Source organism: Paraciimarium castrense LEGE 11436, assembly GCF_056633055.1.
Genome location: NZ_JBSJOW010000004.1, coordinates 141,832 through 161,128 on the forward strand (window position 1 = coordinate 141,832; position 19,297 = coordinate 161,128).

Sequence of the window (19,297 nt, forward strand, 5' to 3'; positions counted from 1 at the left end):
AGCTCAGCCCATGCGCTGCAGAAAACCCTGGATCACCAGGGAGTTGCTGATGTCGATGAAGAAGCCCGACACCAGGGGCACCACCAGAAAGGCCCGTTCCGCTGACCCGTAGAGCCCAGCCACGGCGGCCATGTTGGCCATGGCGGTGGGGGTGGCGCCAAGGGAGAAGCCTCCGAAGCCGGCGCACACCACCGCCGCCTCGTAGTCACGGCCCATGGCGGGAAACACGAGCAGGGCGGCAAACAGAACCGCCACGGCGAACTGCATCGCCAGGATCACCAGCAGGGGCCCGCCCAGGCCGGCCAGGGTCCAGAGCTGCAGGCTCATCAGCGACATGGCCAGGAAGATCCCCAGCGACACCTCCGACACCAGGGCGAGGGACGGCGACTGGGCGGGCCAGGGGATCGGCAGCAGCCGCGGCACGGTGTTGGTGATCAGGATCGCCGCGAACAGGCAGCACACGAACAGGGGCAACTTGATCTCCAGGGCGGCGAAGCCCTCCTCCAGAAGCTCGCCCAGAGCCAGGCTCACGTTCAGCCAGAACAGCGTGGCCAGCAGGCTGAAGCTGGTCACCGGGGCCGCCTGGCCCGCAGTGGGAGGCCGACCGCTGGAGGATGCTGCCGGGGAGGCCGCTGCGCCAGCCGGGGTGGAGAGCCGGTGGCGCCGGATCAGGAAGCGGGCGATCGGTCCGCCCATCAGGGAGGAGAGCACCAGGCCGAAGGTGGCGCAGGCCGCGCCGATTTCAAGGGCGTTGGCGATACCGTGCTGCTCGGCGAAGCGCGGTGCCCAGGCGATGGCGGTGCCATGGCCCCCCACCAGGGACGTGGAACCCGCCAGCAGACCGATCACCGGATCCAGGCCGAGCAGGGAGGCCACCGTGATGCCGGTGAGGTTCTGCGCCACCAGGAACAGCATGGTGAGCGCCACCAGGATGGCCAGCGGCCGGCCCCCGGCCAGCAGCACGCGCACATCGGCATTGAGGCCGATGCCGGCAAAGAAATAGAGCAGCAGAAAATCGCGGGTGGCCAGGTCGAAGCCCACCTCCAGGCCAGTGAGCCGCTGCAGCAGGGCCAGCAGCAGGCACACCAGCAGGCCGCTGCTCACCGGCTCGGGGATGCTGAACTCGCGCAGCAGGCGCACCCGGCGGGTGAGCAGCTTGCCCGCGGCCAGCACCATGATGGCCACATTGAACGTGGCGAAACCGGCGAGCTGCATGGGCGGGCGCTGGATCAGGGCGGCGGCAGCCTAGGGACCGGGCTCACTCCAGCCGTGCTGGCTCAGCCCTCTGGGCTGCGGTAAGGGAAGAGCCAGGCGCTGCGGTTGGCGATGGCCACAAGGGCCAGCATCACCGGCACCTCCACCAGCACCCCCACCACGGTGGCCAGGGCTGCGCCGGAGCGCACGCCGAACAGGCTGATGGCCACCGCCACCGCCAGCTCGAAGAAGTTGGATGCGCCGATCAGGGCCCCGGGGGCGGCCACGTCGTGCCGCTGCCGGCAGGCCCGCATCCCCAGAGCAGCGAGCAGGAAGATCAGCAGGGTCTGGAGGATCAAAGGGATCGCCACCAGCGCGATCAGGCCGGGGTTGGCTGCGATGGTGCCGGCCTGGAAGCCGAACAACAGTGCCACCGTGCCCAGAAGGCCAACGATCGCCCAGGGCTTGAGCCGTTGCTCCAGGTGCTCGATCGCCCGCTCGCTGTCCATGAAGTGCCGGGTGAGCCAGCCGGCCGCCAGCGGGATCACCACGAACAGCCCCACCGAGAGCTGCAGGGTGTCCCACGGCACCACCACCTGGCTCACGCCCAGAAGCAGGGCGGTGATCGGGGCGAAGGCCACCACCATGATCAGATCGTTCACCGCCACCTGCACCAGGGTGTACGTGGCGTTGCCGCGGCAGAGCTGGCTCCAGACGAACACCATCGCCGTGCAGGGGGCGACCCCCAGCAGGATCATGCCGGCGATCAGTTCATCACCCAGTTCGGGCGGGATCCAGGCGGCATAGAGGCCGCGGATGAACACCCAGGCCAGCAGCGCCATGGTGAAGGGCTTCACGAGCCAGTTGATCCCCACCGTCACCAGCAGCGGCTGCGGGTTGCGGCCCACGCTGCGCACGGCACCGAAGTCCACCGCCAGCATCATCGGGTAGATCATCAGCCAGATCAGGGCCGCGATCACCAGGTTGATCTGGGCCACCGCCAAGCCCCCCAGCAGCGTGAACAGTCCGGGGAACCATTGCCCCAGCACCATGCCGGCGGCGATGGCCAGGGCCACCCAGAGACTCAGCCAACGTTCGAAGCTGCCCATCGCCGTTGCAGCAGGGATGAGCGGCGCCGCCGCCCCAGGAGCGCAGCGCACCCCCCTTAACCTGCCCATAAGATCCATCAACTCCTGTTGATGTGAGGATACGGCAACCCGCTCGTTCACTGTGCGCATCGGCATCAACGGTTTCGGCCGCATCGGCCGGCTGGCGTTTCGCGCCCTGTGGGGCCGGCCCGGCATCGAGCTGGTGCACATCAACGAGCGGGCCGGCGATGCCCACGCCGCCGCGCACCTGCTGGAATTCGATTCGGTGCACGGCCGCTGGACCCACGCCGTCGGTTCCAGCCACGACGGCCTTCAGGTGGAATCGCAGGCGATCGGCTACTCGCAGGCGAGTGATCCGGCCGCCGTGCCCTGGCGGCAGGCCGGGGTGGAGCTGGTGCTGGAGTGCAGCGGCAAGATCAAAACGCCGGAAACGCTGGCGCCCTACATCGCCGCGCTGGGCGTGGAGCGGGTGATCGTGGCCTGCCCGGTGAAGGGGGCCGTGGCCGGGGAGGAGGTGCTGAACATCGTGTACGGCATCAACCACAGCCTCTACGACCCCGCCCGCCACCGGGTGATCACCGCCGCCTCCTGCACCACCAACTGCCTGGCGCCGGTGGTGAAGGTGGTGCACGAGAGCTTCGGCATCCGCCACGGCTCGATCACCACCCTGCACAACGTGACCAACACCCAGGTGGTGATCGACGGCTTCAAGAGCGACCTGCGCCGCTCCCGCTCCTGCCTGCAGAGCCTGATCCCCACCACCACCGGCTCGGCCCGGGCGATCGGCCTGATCTTCCCCGAGCTGCAGGGCAAGCTCAACGGCCACGCCGTGCGCGTGCCCCTGCTCAACGCCTCGCTCACCGATGCGGTGTTCGAGCTGGAGCGCAGCGTCACGCTGGAGGAGGTGAACGGCGCCTTCGAGGCGGCGGCCCAGGGCCCGCTCAAGGGAATCCTCGGCTACGAAACCAGGCCGCTGGTGTCGGTGGATTACCTCAACGACAGCCGCAGTTCGATCGTGGATGCCCTCTCCACCCTGGTGGTGAACGGCAGCCAGCTCAAGGTGTTCGCCTGGTACGACAACGAGTGGGGCTACAGCTGCCGCATGGCCGACCTGGCCTGCCACGTGGCCAGCCTGGAGGACAAGTGATGCGCTCCCTCTCCCCTCTGCAGCAGTACGGGATCATCACCGCCAACAACTGGGCGTTCACGGTGACCGATGGGGCGCTGCGCATGCTCGTGGTGTTCCACTTTCTGCAGCTGGGTTACACCACCCTGGAGATCGCCTTCCTGTTCATCTTCTATGAGTTCTTCGGGATTCTCACCAACCTCTACGGCGGCTGGCTGGGGGCCCGCTTCGGCCTGAAGCTCACCCTCTGGATCGGCACGCTGCTTCAGATCGGCGCCCTGCTGCTGCTGGTGCCGGTGGCTGACACCTGGCCCAAGGGGCTCTCGGTGGTCTGGGTGATGGTGGCCCAGGCGATCAGCGGCATCGCCAAGGATCTGGAGAAGATGAGCGCCAAGAGCGCCATCCGGGTGGTGGTGCCGGAAACCCCGGACGATCACGCCAGGGGCGAGCAGCAGCTGTTCCGCTGGGTGGCCATCCTCACCGGCGCCAAGAATGGCCTCAAGGGCCTGGGCTTCTTCGTGGGAGGCCTGCTGCTCTACGCGGTGGGGTTCAACAAGGCCGTGATCGTGATGGCGGCCTGGCTGGCCCTGGCTTTTCTGGTCACCCTGCTGCTGCCGCGGGACATCGGCAGGATGAAGACCAAGCCCGCCTTCAAGGCCCTGTTCTCCAAGAGCGAGGGCATCAACGTGCTCTCGCTGGCGCGCTTCTTTCTGTTCGGCGCCCGCGACGTGTGGTTCGTGGTGGCCCTGCCGGTGTTTCTGCAGACCACCCTGGGTTGGCGCTTCTGGGAAGTGGGCGGCTTCATGGGCCTGTGGGTGATCGGCTACGGCATCGTGCAGGGGTCGGTGCCGAGCCTGCGCCGCGCCTGGGGGCAGACCAGCCCGCCTGGCCCGAGTGCCGTGCAATTCTGGGCCGGCCTGCTCACCGTCATCCCCGCCCTGATGGCGATCACCCTCTGGCGCGAGGTAGGCAACCCGGCACTCACGGTGGTGGTGGGCCTGGCCGTATTCGGGGTGGTGTTCGCCATGAATTCCTCCATCCACAGCTACATGGTGCTGGCCTACACCGATGCTGAGTCGGTGAGCCTCAACGTGGGCTTCTATTACATGGCCAATGCGGCGGGACGCCTGCTGGGCACCCTGCTCTCAGGCTGGCTGTTCCTGCAGGGGGGCCTGCAGGCCTGCCTCTGGTGTTCCGCGCTGCTGGTGGGCCTTGCCGCTCTGGTGAGCCTGCGCCTGCCCTCGCCGAGGGCGCTGCAGACGGCGGCGTCCTGACGCCCCCGATGCTCAATACATGCTATTGAGAATCTCTTGCAAAGAAGCGCCTCGGCTCGCTAGCGTCATCGCCACAGGCCATTGGGGCCTGGTCGCCATGACTGCGTTGAACGCACCCCTCTTCTCCACCTCCGAATCCCTGTTCGGCAGCCTCTGCCGCGAGGCCCAGACCCTGCGGGGCCGCGCCATCCAGCTGGCCCAGGCCCTGGAGCGCTGCTGTGATCGCTCCCTGAGGGATCGCCTCGGCGCCGAATCGCTCCAGGTGCTGCGCCGGCGCCAGGAACTGTTGGAGGTGGCCAGGGCCTGGCAGCGTCAGGGCCGGGGCCACTCCCTCGCCCTGGAGCTGCTGGTGGAGCTCAGCAGCCGGCCGATCCCGGTGGCCTGAGCAGCGGCTCACTCACCACAGGCTCAGGCGGCAGGGGCCTTGGCGGCGTCCTCAGCCAGCTGAGCATCGAGGATCAGCAGGGGCGCTGGTTCGTTGCGGGCGAAACGCACCCGGCCCAGCAGGTGGGCCGCCTCATCTTCGGCATTGATCTGCTGTTGCACCATCGGATCGAGAACCACCGTGGTGCGCACATCGCCGGCCCGCTCGGCCATGGCGTAGAGCTGCTGCAGCGAGGTGGTCACGTCGCTCTCCATCTCGAAGATCGCCGTGAAGGCCTCTTCAGGGCAGGTCCAGATCTGCCGTGGGGCGGGGATCTCCTGCAGCAGCACGGTCTGGCCCCGGGCAATCAGATAGTTGGCCAGTTCGGTGGCATGGGCCTGCTCGGTGGCGGCCTCGGCGTGCAGGTAGGCGGCAAAGCCGCGCAGCTCCCGCTCGGCGAACCAGAGCGCCAGGGCGAAGTAGGCCGTGCTGGCCCGCCGCTCCATGCTGAGGTGCTCCAGCAGCCCCTCCAGCAGGGTGCTGTCCATGGGCTGGGCCATCGCCCTGCCGGCAGGACCGGTGGCGACAGAACGGGCCGAGAGGTCGGTGGACAGGGTCATGGAGGAGTGGGTCCGCCGTTGGCGTGCTTTCGATTTTCTTAATCTACAGAGCCTGGCTGCTGTCCGGGTGTTCAGGAGTGCGCCGAGGCCGGCGCCCGAAGCACTGCCATGAATCCGCCAGCAAAAAGCCCCCTGACGGGGGCTTGGACGTGAGGTGTGGGATGGGCAGGCCTGGACTGCTCTGACGCGAGCTCAGAACTTGAACGTGGTCTGAATCACGCCGCCCCAGGATTCTTCACCATTATTGGTGGCGACATCACTTCCGTAGAAGAGAGCTGGGGTGATCGAGATGTTGTCAGTCACCTGGAACTTGTAGAAGATTTCATACAGCCACGATTCAGAGTCGTTGTCATCGGTGAAGGGGGGCATGCCCACAGCAAAGCCGGCCGTGTTGCCTTTGATGAAGGCATCATCCCATTTCAGACCGGCCATCCACGACTGTGAATCAGGGAACCCTCCACTACCATCGTTGTACCCGTAACCGAGGCTGATCGAAGGAATCCAGCCCGTTTCCACCGGTGCCCAGTAGGCGTTGATGGCGACACTGTTGGTGTCTTCACCGTTCAGAACTGTTCCGGCGAAGTTGGCATCTCGCAGTCTGGATCCTTCGGAGCCGTAGCGGTAGGCCACGGCTGCACCCCAGTTAGGGCCCTTCACACCAAGCTGGGCCAGTGCATTGATCCCACTGTTCTCGCTGAAGGCACCGATCGTGGAGTCTGAAAAGCCATCTTGGGAGACATAATTAGCCCCAAATGTGAGGTAAGGGCGACCCTTCTCCACTTGTTGTTTCCAGTGGAAGCCAGCGCCAGCGCCGGTAGCCTTGTTGTAGGCTCCGGAAACCCCTCCGAGCTGGAAAAAATCGAGAATGCTTGATTTGTAGTCGCTGGGAATGAACGCGATCATCTCAGTGTTCCGTGCCAGCGGACCCACCGTGAGGGTGAACGAATCGCCAACCGGGAACTTGTAAAATAACCGGTCGATGCGAACGCTGTCATCACCCCCCGTCGCCTTGTCGAGGGTAAAGATCCCGCTGCGGAACGGAAGTGACTCGAAGTTGCCGGCCCGTAGTCGCGTGCGCAACAGGTCCTTGCCGGTGAAGCTGGTGTCGAAACTCAGTCGCGAGTCGTAGTTGAAAGTGGTCTTATTCGGGTCTGTTTCGCCGGCAAGTTCGAAATCAGGGGCGCCGCCCAGAATGAAGCTGGCTTCACCCTTGAGCTTGGTGGTGGTGGAGAACTGGGTGGCCTCCAGCTCACCCACCTTGGCCTCGAGGCCGTCCACGCGGCCCTTGAGCACGGCGAGTTCCTTCTCGAACTCGGCCATCAGGCGCTTGAGCTCGTCGGTCACCTCGGTGACGCGGTCGAGACAGGCGTTCAGAAGCGCAGCGGCTTCAAAACGGGTCATGGCCCGCTGGCCGCGGTAGGTGCCGTCGGGATAGCCGGCCACGCAGCCGTAGCGCTCGATCAGGTTCGAGAGGGCCTGGTAGGCCCAGTCGGTGGGCTGAACGTCGGAAAACTGGGAGATGCTGGTGACCTGCTCCTGGGAGGCGTAGCGGTTCACGCCGTCCATGTTGAGCTCGGAAGCCGTGGCGGCCACGGGGGCCAGCAGGCCCAGGGCCGCAGGGGCCACCAGCAGGTGCTGGAAGAATTTCATCGGGTCCTCACACCGATAGGGAAGTGACGCCAGACAGGCGTCCACGGGACCTTATCGATCGACGCAGGACTGCCCGGTGACCAATTCGGCGATCGAAGGTGATCTCTGCTACATGCGGAGGTGGCTTGATGGCCGCGGCCACGCCCTGCAGGTTGCGCAGGGTCCTGCCAGCCGGAGACGACGGCCTGCCGATCCCCGGGTGCCCATCGCCAAGACAAAAAGCCCCCCGGATCCCGGGGGGCGGACGCACGAGGGCGGTTGCGCAGGTGTGAGATGGGCCGAGCAGTCTGGGCTTAGAACTTGAAGGTGGTCTGAATTACGCCGCCCCAGGCGTCGTCGCCGTCGTTGGAGCGCACGTTGGTGCCATAGAACAGCGAAGGGGTGATTGAGATGTTGTCAGTCACCTGGAACTTGTAGAAGATTTCATACAACCAGGCTTCGTCGCTGTCATCGCCATCTTCGAACGGGGGCATACCCACCGCAAAGCCAGCGGAGTTGCCCTTGATGAAGGCGTCATCCCATTGCAGGCCAGCCATCCACGACTGGGAGTCGGGGAAGCCACCGCCACCAGCGTTGTAACCGTAGCCCAGGCTGATGGACGGAATCCAGCCCGAGTCAATTGGCTGCCAGTAGCCATTGACGGCCAGGCTGTTGGTGTATTCGCCAGATTCCACCGTGCCGCTGAAGTTGGGCACGCGGATCCGGGAGTTTTCCGAACCGTAGCGGTAGGCCACGGCGGCTCCCCAGTTTTTGCCCTTCACGCCCAGTTGGGTCAGAGCGTTGATGCCGCCTTCCTCGTTGAAGGCACCCACGGTGGAATCAGCGAAGCCATCGCTGGACACGTAGTTGGCGGAGAAGGTGGCGTAGGGGCGGCCCTTTTCAACCTTTTGCTTCCAGGTGAAGCCGGCGCCGGCGCCGGTGGCCTTGTTGTAGGTACCTGAGGCACCAGCCAGCTGAAAGTAGTCGAGGATGCTCGACTTGTAGGCACTTGGGATGAAGGCCACCATCTCGGTGTTGCGCACCAGGGCGCCCACCGTGAAGTTGAAGGAATCGCCGACGGGGAAGCGGTAGAAGAGACGGTCGATGATCACCGAGTCGTCGGTGCCCTCAGCCTTGTCGAGCTTGAAGATCTGCGAGCTGCTGCCGAAGGGAAGCGACTCGAAGTTGCCAGCCCGCAGGCGGGTGCGCAGCAGATCCTTGCCGGTGAAGCTGGTGTCGAAGCTCAGCCGCAGGTCGTAGTTGAAGGTGGTGTTGTTGGGGTCTGTTTCGCCGGCAAGTTCGAAATCAGGGGCGCCGCCCAGAATGAAGCTGGCTTCACCCTTGAGCTTGGTGGTGGTGGAGAACTGGGTGGCCTCCAGCTCACCCACCTTGGCCTCGAGGCCGTCCACGCGGCCCTTGAGCACGGCGAGTTCCTTCTCGAACTCGGCCATCAGGCGCTTGAGCTCGTCGGTCACCTCGGTGACGCGGTCGAGACAGGCGTTCAGAAGCGCAGCGGCTTCAAAACGGGTCATGGCCCGCTGGCCGCGGTAGGTGCCGTCGGGATAGCCGGCCACGCAGCCGTAGCGCTCGATCAGGTTCGAGAGGGCCTGGTAGGCCCAGTCGGTGGGCTGAACGTCGGAAAACTGGGAGATGCTGGTGACCTGCTCCTGGGAGGCGTAGCGGTTCACGCCGTCCATGTTGAGCTCGGAAGCCGTGGCGGCCACGGGGGCCAGCAGGCCCAGGGCCGCAGGGGCCACCAGCAGGTGCTGGAAGAATTTCATCGGGTCCTCACACCGATAGGGAAGTGACGCCAGACAGGCGTCAACAGGACCTTATCGATCGACTTCGCCCAGCCCCGGTGTTCCAGACGGCCCGCGCATGTGGTCTGCGCTACAGAGAACTGTTGGCCTGATCCTGAAGCAGGCCCAGCAACAACTGGCGCCGCTCCCCTGGCTCGAGCAAGCTTGGCCCGAGCACACGCCAGCTGCTCCAGCTGCTGGCATGCTGCTCTGCCAGCAGCCCATGCAGCCCCGGCATCTGGCTGGGCAAGTTCTGAGGGAGCTGCTGCTCGATCGCGTCGCGGAGCACGGCCAGGTCGTGGAGGTCGCCGAGCAGCTCCTGGGCCTGCTTGAGTCGCTCCACCCAGCGGCGGGCCGTGTCGCCGGATGCCGGCAGCAGATTTTCGAGCCTGTAGCGGGCACCCTTGATGCCCTTGCGCAGGTCGTGCAGCAGCTCCTGCTCCGCCGCACCGGTGCCATCGGTGAGCCACCAGGCTGGGTGCAGCAGCAGGGTCCCGAGCCAGGGCCACTGCCACTCGGGCAGCCAGTCGCTGAGTGGCTGCTCACCCAGGGGAGTGAAGCGGGGGTCCCGCAGCCAGCCCTGCAAGGCCTGCAGCAGCTTGAGGTAGCGACCGCTGTGGAGCTCCCTGCGGAGCTCGTGCTGAGCATCGCGGCGCTCCCGCTTCAGCTGTTTGAACATCGGTTTGAGCTGCCGCGTCTCCGCCTCGCTCAGATGGGGCAGCAGCCTGGTGTCCAGGCGCTCCCGAAGCACGTCGAGGTCCCGTGCCAGGCCGAGGCGCCGGCCGGAGCGGGTCAGCCGCTGGGCCGACACCCCCGCCGGCAGGACCAGCGCCGGCGCGAACTGGGTCAGGCAGGTGCGCAGACGCCGCATGGCCACACGCATCTGGTGCAGGGGCTCCGGATCCCTGTCGTCCAGCACCTGGGGATGGAGCTTCACCAGGCGCTTGCTGTGGGTGGCCAGCAGCGCATGCACGTGCTGGCCGGTGCTGGATGCGCCGTTGGCCATGGCTGCTGCCTCCCTGTTCAGGCCTCCCTGCCCACTCTGCTGGCAGCGGGGGCGTCAGGGGATGAAGAAGTCGTGCCGGGTTCCATCACCTCCACCAGGTGCCTGCAGATGCGCTGCAGATGCTGGCTCACCCGGCGCAGCCAGCGCATCGCCTCCAGCAGGGCCGTGCCCTCCTCCACGGGCAGCGAACCTGCAGCCACCTGCTCCATCACGGCCTGCCGGAACGGATCCAGCCGGTGGTGCAGGTCCCGGGCGCAGGCTTCCGCCAGCGGCAGGGCCTCCGACCACGCGGCCCGCTGCAGCAGGGGAATGAGCCCCTCCAGGCACTGGAGCAGCCGGTCGCGCTCCGGCCGCAGTGCTGAGGCGGTGGCCACGGCCTGCCGCCGCTGCCGCTCCTCAGTGCAGCGCTCGTGCAGGCGCTGCAGATGGTCGAGGCCATGCAGCAGATGCAGCAGCCGGCTGCGGGCCGGGTCGCGGGTGCTCGGCAGGTCGATCTGATCGACGAACAGCTCGATGCGGTCCAGATCGGCCGGCCTCAGGCCCGTGCCCTGGGCCAGATCCGCCGGGGCGGTGGCGGGATGGTCCAGGGCTTCATGCAGCCGGCTGAGCAGGGCCACCAGGGTCTGGCGCAGGGCCGTGGAGGCCTGATCGACCGCCACCATCGCTTCGTTCGGCGGGGTGTCGGCCAGCTCCTCCACGGGGCGGTCGGGGCTGGGGGGCACCAGCCGGCGGATCAGGGCGGCGAACGGCGTGGCGAAGGGCAGGATCAGCAGCACGCCGCCCACGTTGAAGCCGGTGTGGAAGGCCGTGAGAGCGAATTCGGCACCTGGGGCCAGCCCCGCCTCCGCTCCGAGCCTAAGAGCCCAGAGATACACAGGCAGGAGCGTGAAGGCCAGCACGGCCGTGAACAGGTTGAAGGTCACGTGGGCCAGGGCGGTGCGCCGCGCCCCCAGGCCCGCCCCGATCGCGGCGATCAGGGCGGTGACGGTGGTGCCCAGGTCCATGCCGATCACCAGGGCGCAGGCCTGGGGCAGGACGATCGCCCCCGCTCCGATGGCGGCCAGGGCGGTGGCCACGCCCGCCCCCGACGACTGCGTGATGACGGTGGTGAGCAGCCCGAGCAGCAGCAGTTTCAGGCGGCCGGATGGCAGGCCGGCGTCGAAACGGGCCGGATCCAGCAGCAACCCATGGCCGGCCATGGCCTCTTGGAGCCCGCCGATGCCGATGAACAGCAGCGCGAACCCCGCCAGCGCCAGGCCCGCCTGGGCCTGGCGGCCCCGACCGAGCAGCCGCAGACAGGCGCCCACCAGCACCAGCGGCAGCATGATCCGCTCCAGATCGAGCCTGATGCCCAGCAGGGCCACCAGCCAACCCAGACCGGTGCTGCCCACGTTGGCCCCGAGGATGATCCCCAGGGCGGCCTGGAAGCTCAGCAGCCCCGCACTCACGAATCCCACGGTCATCACCGTGGTGGCGCTGGACGACTGCACGATCGCGGTGGTGAGGGCGCCGCTGATGGCGCCGCTCCAGGCCGAGCGGGTGAAGCGCAGCAGCCCCTGGCGCAGCCGCTGCCCCGCCAGGCTGCGCAGCCCCTCGGTCATCAGGGCCATTCCCAGCAGGAACAGCCCGAGGCCTCCGGCGGCGTGAAGAAGCGTGGTGCCTGGGGGCATGGCGAAGGGAGTGGAGGCCGCTCAGCAGGCGGAAACGGCCGTGGGGAACCAGGGGATGGCGGTCCTGGACGCTAGGGCTTGCGGGCGGTTCAACAATGGACGGACCCTCGGCGGGAACCGACCGTGATGCCCGCCCCGATGCCCTCAGCGCTGGTCCTGGTGGTGAACGCCGGCAGCTCCAGCCTCAAGGCCTCGCTCGTGGATGCCGACGGCCAGCGGCCCTGGCAGCAGCAGCGTTCCCTCAACCCCGGCGAAACCGGTGGCGTGGAGGCGTTGCTGGAGGGGTGGCTGCTGCCGGCGATCACCCCCTGGCTGCCGGGGCTGGAGCGGATCGCCCACCGGGTGGTGCATGGCGGCGAACGGTTCACGGCCCCCACGGCGATCACGCCGGCCGTGATCGAGGCCCTGGAGGCACTGGTGCCCCTGGCCCCCCTGCACAACGCCGTGGCGCTGCGGGCCATCCGCTGGTTCAGCGCCTGGGGCCAGACCGAGGCCCCCGCGCTCGCCCAGTGGGCCTGCTTCGACACTGGCTTTCATGCCTCCCTGCCCGAGCAGGCCCGCACCTACGCCATCCCGGCCGACTGGCGAGCGGCGGGGCTGCGCCGCTTCGGTTTCCATGGCCTCAGCCACCAGCACGTGGCCGAGCAGGTGGCGGCGTGCCATCCCCAGGCACGCCGGCTGATCAGCTGCCACCTGGGCGCCGGCTGTTCCCTCTGCGCCGTGAGCCTCGATCCGGTGACGGGCCCCCGCAGCATGGCCACCACCATGGGGTTCACCCCGCTGGAGGGGCTCGTGATGGCCAGCCGCAGCGGCAGCGTGGATCCGGGTCTGCTGCTGCATCAGCTGCGCCAGGGGCTCAGTGCCGAGGCGATCGATGAGGCCCTGCAGCGCCAAAGCGGCCTGCTGGGACTCTCCGGGCTCAGCGGCGACATGCGTACCCTGCGGCAGGAAGCGGGCCGGGGGCACCCCGGCGCCAAGCTGGCGGTGGCCGTGTTCCGGCAGCGCCTGCTGGAGGGGATCGGCGCCATGGCCGCCTGCCTCCGGGGGGTGGACGTGATCGCCCTTACCGGGGGCATCGGCGAGCACGACCAGGCCCTGATGGCTGAGCTGCGCGACGCCCTGGCCTGGCTGGAGCCCACCACCCTGCTCACGGTGCCTGCAGACGAGGAGGGCCTGATGGCCCGCCTCTGCCGCGAGGCTGGCTAGGGCTTCGGCCTAGCGCTTCACCCCGGGGATGAAGCGGCGTTCGTGCTGCGCTCCGGTGAGCATCCGGTTCCAGTAGAGGGCGGGCAGGATCTTGCGCTTCACGAACCACATGCTCCAGCGCTCCTGGGTGGGATCCAGGGGGAAGGAGGGCACCGGCTGCTGCTCATAGTTGAATTCGGCCATGATCGCCTTGCCGTAGCCGGTGATCAGCGGGCAGCAGCTGTAGCCGTCGTAGGCGGCCTCCAGGGGCTGGCCGTCGAGGAAGGCCAGCAGGTTGGCCACCAGCACCGGGGCCTGGCCGCGCACGGCGGCGGCGGTCTTGGAGTTGGGGATGCCGCTCACATCCCCCAGGGAGAACACGTTGGCGAAGCGCAGGTGCTGCAGGCTGAACTTGTCCACCTCCACGAAACCGCTGGAGGCGGCCAGGGGGCTGCTGGCCACCACCTCCGGGGCCGCCATCGGCGGCGTCACATGCAGCAGGCCGTAGGGAATCACGGCCTCATGGCTCTTGTCGCCGTCCTTCACCTGGAACACCGCCTCGCGGCTCTGCGGGCGCACGGCGGTGAGCACATGGTTGTAGCGGGCGTCGATGCCGTGGCGCTTCACCACCTCCCGCAGCGGCGCGGCGTAGGTGGGCACGCCGAAGATGCCCGGCGTGGCGGTGGCATAGATCACCTGGGCCTGCAGACGCTTCTTCTTGAACACGTCATCGGCCAGATAGGCGATTTTCTGGGGAGCACCGGGGCACTTGATCGGCATCGGCGCGCAGGTGAACACCGCATTGCCGCTGGCGCCGTCGCTGCCACCCTTGAAGGCCTGAATCGCCTCCCAGGTGTAGGCGGTGTAGTGCTTGGAGTAGTTGCTGCAGACGCCGCCCTTGCCAAGGGCCTCGCTGAGCCCCTCGATCTTCTCCCAGCAGAGCCGCAGACCGGCGGCCACGATCAGCACGTCGTAGTGGATCGCCTCGCCGTCGGTGCTGGTCACCACCGCCCGCTCGGGATCAAAAGCGGCGGCTCCGGCGCGGATCCAGTGCACGCCTGAGGGGATCACATCGCCTTCGGCGCGACGGGTTTCCTCCAGAGTGAACACACCACCCCCCACCAGGGTCCAGCCCGGCTGGTAGTAGTGCTCGCTGGAGGGCTCAAGGATGGCCACATCGAGCCCGGGGCGGGCCCGCTTCAGCTGGGCCGCGGCGGTGATCCCGGCGGCACCGCCGCCGACGATCAGAATCTGGTGGTGGGCCATGGGGCAGCGCAGCGCGCTGAGCCGCGCCGTGGAGGTCTGTTCCTATTGAGTCATGCCGAGGGTGCCCCAACCGAAGCGCTCCCCTGACTGATGGGAAACTTCGACGCCCCTGCCAGCATCCCCTGACCGACCCAGAGCAGCTCAGGCGGCCAGCTCCTCCACATCCCGCTTGAGCAGGGCATAGAGGTAGTCGGGAGCTTTGTAGCGGTTGGGCAGGCTTTTCTGCAGCAGGGTCAAGCGCTCCCAGCACACCGTGCGCTGAATTGTGTCGAGGGATTTGCCGTTTTTGATCAAGAGCCTGAGGGCCTTGCAATAGGTGGGATAGCCCGCCTCCAGTTCGCCGATCGTGAGCCTGGCCTCAACGCCCATGCCAACCCCTGTGCGAAGGAAGTCCTTCATTTACAAAGCAAATCTTAAGAAGGCTTGGTGGCTAAATCCAGCCCCAGGGCCAGACCCACAGATTTCTTTGGAATCGAGCGGTGGCCATGGTCCTCATCCCGCTGGCAGGGTGGAACGCGGGCCCCTGGAGGCCCACCCCGCCGCGATCGCGATGCCCACCGAGCTCAGCCTGCGCCAACCCGACGACTGGCATGTGCACCTCCGCGATGGCCCCATGCTTGAGGCGGTGTTGCCGGCCACGGCGCGGCAGTTCGCCCGGGCGATCGTGATGCCCAACCTCACGCCGCCCATCACCAGCGTGGCCGCGGCCCGGGCCTATGGCGAGCGCATCCGCCAGGCCCTGCCGCCGGGGTCGACGTTTGAACCTCTGCTCACGGCCTATCTGACGGACCACACCGATCCCGCTGAGCTGGAGCGCGGCTTCCGCGAGGGCGTGTGGGTGGCCTGCAAGCTCTATCCGGCCCGGGCCACCACCAATGCCGATGCCGGCGTGAGTGACATCGAGGCCCTCACCCCCGTGCTCGACACCCTGGAGCGGATCGGCATGCCCCTGCTCCTGCACGGCGAGGTGACCGACCCCAGCATCGACATCTTCGATCGGGAGGCCGTGTTCATCGAGCGGCACCTGGCGCCGATGCTGCAGCGCCACCCGGGCCTGAAGGCGGTGCTGGAGCACATCACCACCAGCGATGCGGTGGCGTTCGTGCGCTCTGGTTCGGGCCAGCTGGCGGCCACGATCACCCCCCACCATCTGCACATCAACCGCAACGCCATGTTCCAGGGGGGCCTGCGGCCCGACTTCTACTGCCTGCCGGTGGCCAAGCGGGAACTGCATCGCCTGGCCCTGCGGGGGGCGGCCACCTCCGGCGATCCGCGCTTCTTCCTGGGCACCGATTCGGCGCCCCACACGCGCGGCGCCAAGGAATCGGCCTGCGGCTGCGCCGGCATCTTCAACGCCCCGTTTGCGATCGAGAGCTACGCGGCGGTGTTCGAGCAGGAGCGGGCCCTTGATCGGCTGGAGGCCTTCGCCAGTGAGTTCGGCCCCCGCTTCTATGGGCTGCCCCTCAACAGCGGCCGCATCACCCTGGTGCGGGAGCCCAAGCAGGTGCCCAGGCGCCTGCAGCTCCACGACAGGGCCGGCCAGCCGGTGGAGCTGGTGCCTTTCCACAGCGGCGAGACCCTGCCCTGGCAGCTCAGCTGAGAGCCCCTCCAGGTCACTGCCCCTCCAGGTCACTGCGGTTGGGGGCTGGGAGGCTGGCTCGGGGCCGGGGGCTGGGCCCCGGGGGGCTTCGGGGCGATGGCGCTGCACACCCGCGGCAGGGTGAATCCCTGCAGCAGCAGGTTCAGCACCACCACCACAAACACGATGCCCTGGGCATTGCGGGCCAGTGGCAGGGCCAGGGCCGCATCGACGCCGGCCAGCTGGGGAATGGCCGCCACCAGTTGATAGGAGAGGGCCAGGGGCACGGCGCCGCGCAGCCCGCACCAGGCCACCAGCACCCCCTCCCGGCGGCTGAACGGCGAGAGCGGCTGAAAGGCCAGCACTCCCAGCGGCCTGGCCACCAGCATCAGGGCCGCAGCGGTGACCAGCCCCATCGGAATGGCGGCCACCAGATCAGGTGGTGACACCAGCAGCCCGAACAGCAGAAACACCGTGATCTCGGTCATGGTGTTGAACGGGAGCAACACCTCCTGGATCGATTCATGGTTCACTTCGGGCCGCCGGTAGGTCATGTTCGTCATGAACACGCCTGTGACATAGACGGCGATGAAGCCCGAGCCGCCGAGCAGGTCGGTGAGGCCGTAATCGGCGAAGGCGATCGACATCGCCACCACCAGCAGCTGGGCCCGCTCGGTGACCAGCACATCGATCACGAACTTGGCCACGTAGCCGAACAGCACACCCAGGATCAGCCCGGAGCCGATCTGCTGCACGAAGACCCGCAGGCTGTCGAGCACCGCCGTGGTCACCATTGATTCGGCCGCCGCCAGACCTGGGGGCTGTCCGGCGGCACTGCCGGCCGCCTGGCTGAACAGCTCGATCAGCAGCCCGTACACCAGCAGGGCCGCCGGATCGTTCACGGCCGATTCGAACTCCAGCAGGTGCTGCAGCCGCAGGGGCACCGGCGGTTTCACCTGGGCCAGCACGCTCAGGGTCGCCCCGGCGTCGGTGGAGCCCAGGCAGGCGGCCAGCAGAAAGGCGGCACCGAGGGGGATGCCGTTGCCGAAGCCCAGGGACAGGCCGCTGGCGGTGGAGGAGGAGAGCCACCAGATCATTCCCCCCAGCACGCAGGAGGTGACCATCACCCCCCCCAGGGCCAGCAGCAGCCCGTATTCGATGAAGCCCCGGATCGCCTTCAGATCGGTTTTCAGGCCGGCGTAGAAGAGCAGCAGGGCCAGGGCGAACACCTGCAGGTTCTCCGCTTCCACATGGGTCACATCCAGCAGGTTCACATTCACCACCAGCCCGAGCAGCAGCACCCCCAGAACACCGGGAATGCCCAGGCGGATCGAGAAGCGGCTCACCGCCAGGGTGCCAAGAAACAGCACCCCCACGAACAGCAGGCGCCCCTGGATCGGCACGTCGTTGAGGCCGGCGAGCGTTCCGGCGAGGGTGTGAAACGTCACCGGCTCTGGCTGGCGCAATCGGACAGGGCGACCGTAGGCGGCGCGGCTGACCGGCGCCGTAGCTGAGCGGCATCAGGCTGACCAGCATCAATAAGAGCTATGTCAGCGGTGGCACCAGCCATGATCGACTGACTTAGCAACAGGCCTTAGCCAGCCTCAGCGCGATGGGGTTCTTCATTCGCCTCACCGACGCCATCGCCGCGCGCCAGTCCCTCCTGGTCACCGGTCTGGACCCCAACCCCGAGATGCTGCAGAGCTGGGTGGGTCGCCGCGGCATGTCGGCCCGCTCCTTCCTCAGCCAGGCCCGCCACTGGATCAAGGCGGTGGTGGAGGCCACCGCGCCCCACGTGTGCGCCTACAAGCCGAGCCTCGGCTTCTACCAGGCCCTGGGCCCGGTGGGGCTGGAGCTGTTGCTGGAGGTGCGCGATCTGGTGCCGCGGGAGCTGCCGCTGATCATCGACAGCAAGCACGGCGATCTCAATTCCTCCTCGGTTCTGGCCCAGTACCTGTTCAAGGAGCTGGCCGCCGATGCCGTGACCCTTTCGCCCCTGGCCGGCCAGGACATCGCCGCCCCCTTCCTCCTCTACCCGGACAAGGCGGTGGTGATCACCTGCCACAGCTCCAACCAGGCGGCCCGGCTGATCCAGCACTACCCCAGCGAGGAGCAACCCCTCTACCTGCGCATCGTGCGCGAGTGCATGCTCTGGGCGACGCCGGAGCAGCTGCTCTTGGAGATCGGCACCAGCGATCCGGCCGTGCTGGCGCGGGTGCGGCAGGAGGCGCCGGGGCGGTTCCTGATCCTGCGCAGCCTCTGGGGCGTGGAGGAAAACCTGGAAACCATGCTGGCGGCGGGCCTCTCCGCGGCAGGCGATGGGCTGCTGCTGCCCCTGCCCCAGAACCTGCTGGTGGAAGACGACATCGCCGAGCGCGCCGAGGCCCTCAAGCTGCAGATCAACGCCACCCGCAACCAGTGGCTGGAGCAGCGCGCCCAGGCGGTGCAGGACCGCTGCGACCTCTGGCTGCCGGCGGCGCCACCACCACGGACCGCCGCCCCCGGCAACGGCACCCTGCTGGCCTCCCCGCCGGGCCCGGATCCGAATGCCACCGCCGATCTCGATGCCCTGATCGTCGAGCTGTTCGACATCGGCTGCCTGCTGTTCGGCGACTACGTGCAGGCCTCGGGGGCGGTGTTCAACTACTACATCGACCTGCGCCAGATCATCTCCGACCCCAACCTCTTCCACCGGGTGCTGCATGCCTATGCGATCCGCATGGAAGAACTGGTCTTCGATCGCATCGCCGGCATTCCCTACGGCTCCCTGCCCACGGCCACAGGGCTCTCGCTGCTGCTGCACAAGCCCCTGATCTATCCGCGCAAGGAGGTGAAGGCCCACGGCGCCAGGCGGCTGATCGAGGGCGACTTCGAGGAGGGGGATCTGGTGGTGGTGGTGGACGACATCCTGATCACCGGCAACAGCGTGCTGGCGGGCATCGCCAAGCTGGAGAGTTCCGGGCTGCAGGTGCAGGATGTGGTGGTGTTCATCGACCACGGCGGCGACCACGACCGCCGGGCCAAGCAGCGCCTGGCTGCGGCCGGGTACGACTGCCATGCCGTGCTGGGCATCGACACGATCACGGCGGTGCTGCATCGTTCGGGACGGCTCACCGACACCCAGGCCAGCCTGCTGCTGCCGGAAGCCGGGGTGGGAACGGTCGGCCCGTAGGCTGAATGTGCGTCCCTGCTACACCCGGACGCCCCCTCCGCCATGAGCAGCAGCACAGGCCTCACGATCGGGGAGCTCGAGGCCAACTACTCGCTGTACTGCAAAGCCCTGCGCCGGCTGTTGCAGGAGGGTCGCAGCCGCACCGCCATTGAGCGCACGGTGTGCTGGAGCCGCCTGGCCCAGCTGCACCTCTGCCTGCCCAGCCGCTACAAGGCACCGGACTACCTCTGCGTCGTGCTCAAGCGCGATCTCGCCTAGAACTGCCCGAGCCCTGGCGGCCCCGCTGCGGGCCACCACCTCCCTA

General features: G+C 67.6%; 17 protein-coding genes. 7 read left to right on the forward strand and 10 right to left on the reverse strand.

Annotated features, from left to right (window positions below; translation table 11 throughout):
- Positions 1–3: 3 nt before the first annotated feature.
- Both gltS and arsB read right to left on the reverse strand, forming a co-directional pair.
- Positions 4–1,215, reverse strand: coding sequence for a sodium/glutamate symporter (gene gltS / locus ACWJIO_RS08000; protein WP_480312645.1), 1,212 nt, complete (start codon positions 1,213–1,215; stop codon positions 4–6).
- A 62-nt stretch (positions 1,216–1,277) separates the two neighbouring features.
- Complete coding sequence (gene arsB / locus ACWJIO_RS08005) at positions 1,278–2,303, reverse strand: ACR3 family arsenite efflux transporter (RefSeq protein WP_480312647.1); 1,026 nt, start codon at positions 2,301–2,303, stop codon at positions 1,278–1,280.
- A gap of 121 nt (positions 2,304–2,424) precedes the next feature.
- Here arsB and ACWJIO_RS08010 point away from each other — a divergent pair, with 121 nt between their 5' ends.
- From ACWJIO_RS08010 to ACWJIO_RS08020, 3 genes are all read left to right on the forward strand, one after another.
- On the forward strand, positions 2,425–3,450 hold the full coding sequence (locus tag ACWJIO_RS08010; protein ID WP_480312649.1) for an ArsJ-associated glyceraldehyde-3-phosphate dehydrogenase: 1,026 nt from the start codon (positions 2,425–2,427) through the stop codon (positions 3,448–3,450).
- On the forward strand, positions 3,450–4,703 hold the full coding sequence (gene arsJ, locus ACWJIO_RS08015) for an organoarsenical effux MFS transporter ArsJ (RefSeq protein ID WP_480312651.1): 1,254 nt from the start codon (positions 3,450–3,452) through the stop codon (positions 4,701–4,703). The genes ACWJIO_RS08010 and arsJ overlap by 1 nt, the downstream gene beginning before the upstream one ends.
- 97 nt (positions 4,704–4,800) lie before the next feature.
- Entirely contained in the window at positions 4,801–5,088 is a 288-nt protein-coding gene (locus ACWJIO_RS08020; protein ID WP_193814031.1) for a hypothetical protein, read from the forward strand.
- A gap of 23 nt (positions 5,089–5,111) precedes the next feature.
- Here ACWJIO_RS08020 and ACWJIO_RS08025 read toward each other — a convergent pair whose 3' ends face one another.
- From ACWJIO_RS08025 to ACWJIO_RS08045, 5 genes are all read right to left on the reverse strand, one after another.
- Positions 5,112–5,687 carry a ferritin gene (locus tag ACWJIO_RS08025; RefSeq protein ID WP_480312654.1) on the reverse strand — a complete coding sequence of 192 codons (576 nt, stop codon included), beginning with the start codon at positions 5,685–5,687 and terminating at the stop codon, positions 5,112–5,114.
- Positions 5,688–5,879: 192 nt separating this feature from the next.
- The gene (locus tag ACWJIO_RS08030; RefSeq protein ID WP_480312655.1) at positions 5,880–7,337 is read right to left on the reverse strand and encodes an iron uptake porin; all 1,458 of its coding nucleotides are present in this window, start codon (positions 7,335–7,337) and stop codon (positions 5,880–5,882) included.
- Between the two features lie 293 nt (positions 7,338–7,630).
- Positions 7,631–9,097 (reverse strand): iron uptake porin, encoded by a 1,467-nt coding sequence (locus ACWJIO_RS08035; protein WP_480312657.1) that lies wholly within the window; start codon positions 9,095–9,097, stop codon positions 7,631–7,633.
- Between the two features lie 109 nt (positions 9,098–9,206).
- Positions 9,207–10,121, reverse strand: a complete 915-nt coding sequence (locus tag ACWJIO_RS08040) for a CHAD domain-containing protein (RefSeq protein ID WP_480312659.1) — start codon at positions 10,119–10,121, stop codon at positions 9,207–9,209.
- A gap of 17 nt (positions 10,122–10,138) precedes the next feature.
- A complete protein-coding gene (locus ACWJIO_RS08045; protein ID WP_480312661.1) occupies positions 10,139–11,791 on the reverse strand; it encodes a Na/Pi cotransporter family protein in 1,653 nt (550 codons plus the stop codon).
- A gap of 138 nt (positions 11,792–11,929) precedes the next feature.
- On the opposite strand from ACWJIO_RS08045, the gene ACWJIO_RS08050 reads away from it, so the two are divergent.
- Complete coding sequence (locus ACWJIO_RS08050) at positions 11,930–12,997, forward strand: acetate/propionate family kinase (protein ID WP_186696784.1); 1,068 nt, start codon at positions 11,930–11,932, stop codon at positions 12,995–12,997.
- A gap of 9 nt (positions 12,998–13,006) precedes the next feature.
- Here ACWJIO_RS08050 and ACWJIO_RS08055 read toward each other — a convergent pair whose 3' ends face one another.
- Together ACWJIO_RS08055 and ACWJIO_RS08060 are read right to left on the reverse strand one after the other, a co-directional pair.
- Positions 13,007–14,242, reverse strand: a complete 1,236-nt coding sequence (locus ACWJIO_RS08055) for an NAD(P)/FAD-dependent oxidoreductase (protein WP_480312662.1) — start codon at positions 14,240–14,242, stop codon at positions 13,007–13,009.
- A gap of 141 nt (positions 14,243–14,383) precedes the next feature.
- The gene (locus ACWJIO_RS08060) at positions 14,384–14,611 is read right to left on the reverse strand and encodes a DUF3136 domain-containing protein (protein WP_480312663.1); all 228 of its coding nucleotides are present in this window, start codon (positions 14,609–14,611) and stop codon (positions 14,384–14,386) included.
- 181 nt (positions 14,612–14,792) lie between these two features.
- Between ACWJIO_RS08060 and pyrC the strand changes: the two genes are divergently transcribed.
- The gene (gene pyrC / locus ACWJIO_RS08065; protein WP_480312806.1) at positions 14,793–15,842 is read left to right on the forward strand and encodes a dihydroorotase; all 1,050 of its coding nucleotides are present in this window, start codon (positions 14,793–14,795) and stop codon (positions 15,840–15,842) included.
- 29 nt (positions 15,843–15,871) lie between these two features.
- Here pyrC and ACWJIO_RS08070 read toward each other — a convergent pair whose 3' ends face one another.
- The gene (locus tag ACWJIO_RS08070) at positions 15,872–17,269 is read right to left on the reverse strand and encodes a cation:proton antiporter domain-containing protein (protein ID WP_480312665.1); all 1,398 of its coding nucleotides are present in this window, start codon (positions 17,267–17,269) and stop codon (positions 15,872–15,874) included.
- A 164-nt stretch (positions 17,270–17,433) separates the two neighbouring features.
- Between ACWJIO_RS08070 and ACWJIO_RS08075 the strand changes: the two genes are divergently transcribed.
- A complete protein-coding gene (locus ACWJIO_RS08075) occupies positions 17,434–18,993 on the forward strand; it encodes a bifunctional orotidine-5'-phosphate decarboxylase/orotate phosphoribosyltransferase (RefSeq protein ID WP_480312667.1) in 1,560 nt (519 codons plus the stop codon).
- A gap of 42 nt (positions 18,994–19,035) precedes the next feature.
- Positions 19,036–19,251, forward strand: coding sequence for a DUF3136 domain-containing protein (locus tag ACWJIO_RS08080; protein WP_186696778.1), 216 nt, complete (start codon positions 19,036–19,038; stop codon positions 19,249–19,251).
- Positions 19,252–19,297: the final 46 nt, after the last annotated feature.

Excerpts from the sequence above, each read along its gene's own strand:
- ACWJIO_RS08055 (WP_480312662.1), bottom strand. The coding sequence starts at position 14,242 with ATGGCCCACCACCAGATTCTGATCGTCGGCGGCGGTGCCGCCGGGATC.
- ACWJIO_RS08050 (WP_186696784.1), top strand. The coding sequence starts at position 11,930 with ATGCCCTCAGCGCTGGTCCTGGTGGTGAACGCCGGCAGCTCCAGCCTC.
- pyrC (WP_480312806.1), top strand. The coding sequence starts at position 14,793 with ATGCCCACCGAGCTCAGCCTGCGCCAACCCGACGACTGGCATGTGCAC.
- arsJ (WP_480312651.1), top strand. The coding sequence starts at position 3,450 with ATGCGCTCCCTCTCCCCTCTGCAGCAGTACGGGATCATCACCGCCAAC.
- ACWJIO_RS08060 (WP_480312663.1), bottom strand. The coding sequence starts at position 14,611 with ATGGGCGTTGAGGCCAGGCTCACGATCGGCGAACTGGAGGCGGGCTAT.
- ACWJIO_RS08030 (WP_480312655.1), bottom strand. The coding sequence starts at position 7,337 with ATGAAATTCTTCCAGCACCTGCTGGTGGCCCCTGCGGCCCTGGGCCTG.
- ACWJIO_RS08045 (WP_480312661.1), bottom strand. The coding sequence starts at position 11,791 with ATGCCCCCAGGCACCACGCTTCTTCACGCCGCCGGAGGCCTCGGGCTG.
- ACWJIO_RS08040 (WP_480312659.1), bottom strand. The coding sequence starts at position 10,121 with ATGGCCAACGGCGCATCCAGCACCGGCCAGCACGTGCATGCGCTGCTG.
- ACWJIO_RS08025 (WP_480312654.1), bottom strand. The coding sequence starts at position 5,687 with ATGACCCTGTCCACCGACCTCTCGGCCCGTTCTGTCGCCACCGGTCCT.
- ACWJIO_RS08075 (WP_480312667.1), top strand. The coding sequence starts at position 17,434 with ATGGGGTTCTTCATTCGCCTCACCGACGCCATCGCCGCGCGCCAGTCC.
- ACWJIO_RS08080 (WP_186696778.1), top strand. The coding sequence starts at position 19,036 with ATGAGCAGCAGCACAGGCCTCACGATCGGGGAGCTCGAGGCCAACTAC.
- arsB (WP_480312647.1), bottom strand. The coding sequence starts at position 2,303 with ATGGGCAGCTTCGAACGTTGGCTGAGTCTCTGGGTGGCCCTGGCCATC.
- ACWJIO_RS08020 (WP_193814031.1), top strand. The coding sequence starts at position 4,801 with ATGACTGCGTTGAACGCACCCCTCTTCTCCACCTCCGAATCCCTGTTC.
- ACWJIO_RS08035 (WP_480312657.1), bottom strand. The coding sequence starts at position 9,097 with ATGAAATTCTTCCAGCACCTGCTGGTGGCCCCTGCGGCCCTGGGCCTG.
- gltS (WP_480312645.1), bottom strand. The coding sequence starts at position 1,215 with ATGCAGCTCGCCGGTTTCGCCACGTTCAATGTGGCCATCATGGTGCTG.